Source organism: Kitasatospora sp. NPDC023120 (genome assembly GCF_055560835.1).
Genome location: NZ_JBVHHY010000090.1, coordinates 1 through 3,486, shown reverse-complemented (window position 1 = coordinate 3,486; position 3,486 = coordinate 1). Strand labels below are relative to the sequence as shown.

2 protein-coding genes and 1 pseudogene are annotated in these 3,486 nt (G+C 67.0%); all 3 read right to left on the bottom strand.

Annotated features, from left to right (window positions below):
* Window positions 1-716: 716 nt before the first annotated feature.
* The gene (locus tag ACZ3TI_RS40775) at window positions 717-2,255 is read right to left on the bottom strand and encodes an ISL3 family transposase (RefSeq protein ID WP_465735617.1); all 1,539 of its coding nucleotides are present in this window, start codon (window positions 2,253-2,255) and stop codon (window positions 717-719) included.
* 103 nt (window positions 2,256-2,358) lie between these two features.
* Window positions 2,359-2,505, bottom strand: a pseudogene (locus ACZ3TI_RS40770) (IS256 family transposase); the annotation flags it as partial.
* A 106-nt stretch (window positions 2,506-2,611) separates the two neighbouring features.
* Window positions 2,612-3,175, bottom strand: a complete 564-nt coding sequence (locus ACZ3TI_RS40765; RefSeq protein WP_465735615.1) for a hypothetical protein — start codon at window positions 3,173-3,175, stop codon at window positions 2,612-2,614.
* Window positions 3,176-3,486 lie beyond the last annotated feature (311 nt).

The window sequence follows — 3,486 nt, the reverse complement described above, 5'->3', positions numbered from 1 at the left end:
GGAAACGATGTAGGCAGCGGGTGGGTCTCGTACGAGGGCGGGTCGCGCACCATGGTGTCCGACCCGCCCGGGACGCGGCCCGAGCCAGCCTCGGCTCCAATGTGAAGTAATGAAGCGGGTAATCGACGAAGAGAACGAGAATAATTTCTATTCGTTTGACTCGGGGTCGCAGATCAACTGCGACAAGTACTGGTGGACAACTGACTGTGGCGGCCCCGGGTATCGGTCGGCGCCCTCAAGCGGACCGACATCAACAAGTGGACTCGGGAATATTACTTCAACTGGTGAACTCGGGACGATCATTCGCGGAGGCGGCTCAGGCGGCGGAGGCCGCCACAAGCCGACACCGCCCCGCAAGCGCCCCAGACCGCGCCCATCCCCCGGTCCGACCCTGCCCAGGCCCAAGCCCCCAACAGTCAAGGGCCCGCTCAACGACCACGACCGCCCGCACGCCAACCCCAGCCCCATCGACTTCCTCACTGACACCATCGTCACCGTCGGCACGGCCGTTGTCTCTACCGTGGTCGTCGAAGGCGCTACGGTTGCCGTTGGCACCGCTGCCACCGTGGGCTCAGGCATCGTCGCCGGCGCCGACGCCCTGATCGATGTCCTCACTGAGCCCAAGCCGATTCCCGGCCCACGCCCCGGCGACCCGGGTCTGTACGGTCTTCGGCTCTTACAAGATTTTCGTAGTCGGTGATCGCCCTCGGCTCTGGTCAGCTGAGCAGGATGCGCTGGCGTAGAAGGCGGTGTCCGGCGCGGCCGTAGGTCTGCCGCTTGAGCAGCTTGATCTTGTTGTTGACGCCCTCAGTGCGGCCGTTGTGCCATGGCAAGGTGAGGGCGTGGTCGACGCCGGCGCGGTCGCGCTCGAGGCCGGTGGCGTAGGCGTGCAGGAACGGCAGATCCGCCGCCCGGACCCGTGTGATCCATCCGGTCAGCGCCTGGGCATTGGCCGGTTTCGGGGCGAGGAGGGCGGCGAAGTCGACTACGGCGTCTGCCAGGGCAGCCATCTCCGGGCAGGCTCCGGCGAGTTGGTCGCGGAGCACTCGCTGGTCCTCGTGCAGGTGGTTGGGGTCGGTGAGCAGGAGGCGGGCGGCCTTGCGCGGGGAGAGGCTGGCGCGGTCGGCCTCGACCCGGCCCTGGTTGATGTAGCGGACCAGGAGGTTCGCGCTGCCGGTGTAGCCCAGTTCTTTGATCTCGCGCAGGAGGTGGGTGACGGGCACTGCGGGGTCCTCGGCCCGGCGTCGGCGCAGGTGGTCGCGGTAGGGGTCGACCAGGGTGGGTCGGTAGAGGGGTGGCCGCACCATGCGCTCGGGCTCGGTGTGGCGGGCGTAGCGCTTGACCGTGTTCAGTGCGAGGCCCAGACGGCGGGCGCATTCCAGCAGGCCGACACCGGCATCGAGGAGTTGGTGGACCTGCTGCCACCGCTCGAGGGTGGTAGCGGCGCGGGTGCCTTCCCGAAGGGGCGGCCCGGCCTTGGCCCAGCATGCGCTGTGGGCTGCGATTTCCTTCTGAGCAGCCCCGGCCAGGCCGTGCCACAGGTGCCAGCGGTCGCAAACTTGAGTGATCGTGGGGTCGGCATCGGTGGTGGCCTGGGCGAAGCCCCCGGCGCCGCCCCGGCAGACCACCTCGATACCAGGGTGGGCCTTCAGCCAGGCGGTCACCGTCTCCATCTTGCGGTCCGGCAGGACCTCGACGCGCTCGCCGGTGGCGGCATCGATCAGGATGGTGGCGTAGCGGTGGCCCCGGCGCAGGGCGAACTCGTCGATGCCCAGCACCCGCGGGACGACCCGGGCGGGCAGGCTGATGCGCATCAGACAGTTCAGCACGCCCGCCCAGGTAAGCACGTGGTGCAGCACGCCCAGCAGGCGGGCCCCGGCCGACCCGGCCAGTGCCACGGCGACCGCGTCGACCACCTTCTGTAGAGCAGGAGTGCGACGCTGGTAACGCCGGGTCAGCCCGTCGATCTGCTCGGCGAAGGTGATCTTCTCGCAGGCTGGGTTCTCGCAGTACAGGCGGCGCACCGATAGGTCGATCACGACCGCCCGACCGCCCACCGCCTCGTCCGCGACATGCCGCTCGTATCGAGAGTGCACCCAGTTGGACGACTGTCCGCACAACGGACACGCCGCCGGCACGTCATCCCTGGTCCGGGCAGTGATCCTCAGTAGATCCCCGCTGGCCTCCACGCGCTCGACCTGCACCGCGGCCAGCTGCGGCAGCAAGTCCCCCACCACGACAACACACCCAGACAGCGTCTCACCGCCAACCAGGCGACACCATAGGCGAGTTGAAGCGATCACTGGTTACGAAAATCTTGTAAGAGCCCAGCGACTGGTGTATCTCGTGTTGTGTGAGTTAGCGGCGGCCGACGGAGAGCCGGCCGTCGAAGGCGATGTCGAAGGCCTGGAGTGCGGGCTTCCAGCGCATGGTCCAGCGCTTGCGGCCGGTGCCGGCGGGGTCCAGGCTCATGACGGCCATGTAGACGCACTTGAGCGCGGCAGCAGCGGTTCCAGCACTGCCCATTGGGTGTCCGTCAGATCTCCCCGAACCATGGAACGTGATCATCGCATGACCTTGATCCACTTCGGAAAGGAGCCGGTCGCTTTCCTCAGCCAGTCGTCGGCGACGGCTCCGCCGGTGGCGGCTCCGGCGAGTAGCGGGCCCCACGGGCATTGAAATGAGCCAGGTAGTAGGTGACGCCGTCGAGCTGCAGCTCCATGGGCGGAGGATCGGTGACCAGGTGGGCACGACTGCGGTGGCCGTCCACCCGGGCCTCCATCTTCGGTGTGTTCCAGGACCGCGCCCAGCTCTCCGCCTGTTCCAGGGGCCACAGGAAGTGGGCGCCGAACTCCTTCTCCTCACCAGGCTCCGCCTCTGTCAACGCACGCACCAGCGCCGGGCTGTAGACGGCACGGACCCGGAAGTTCACCAGGAATCGGCTCTCGATCACGATCCGCATGTAGCGACGGTGGTTACCCCGATGGCGTCCAGCCACAATGACGCGTTCGCCGCCATCGCCCCAGGCCGGCGGTGCTATCCACACCTTCGCCCCCGGCGCAAAGTGCCGCAGCCCCTTACGGATCTCCAGCCCACCTTCGCCATGGCTGGTCTCCTGGGCGATATTGGCCACGAGACATATGCCCAGCGGCTCCGGTCCAGTTGCATCGGTCATGGCTGCCATGATCGCCGAGTACGGGCGTAGTGGCGTGGTCTTTTTGGGGACGGCTCTTGGAACTATCGGGTAGCCCGGGGGAGCTCACCCCCGGCGGCCTCAAATACCACCGCAGGGTAGTCGCCAGATACGACGAACTCGCCGGCCGCTACGAAGCGACCGTGCTGGTCGCAGCCATCAACGAGTGGCTATGACCAGCACTTTCGAAACACGCCCTAGCTTGATCTTTAAGCAGTAGCCTCGAACGGGCTGCCGAACTTGATCACTCGTATCGGTAACTCCCGTACACGGAAGCGGCCTTCGCCTGATCA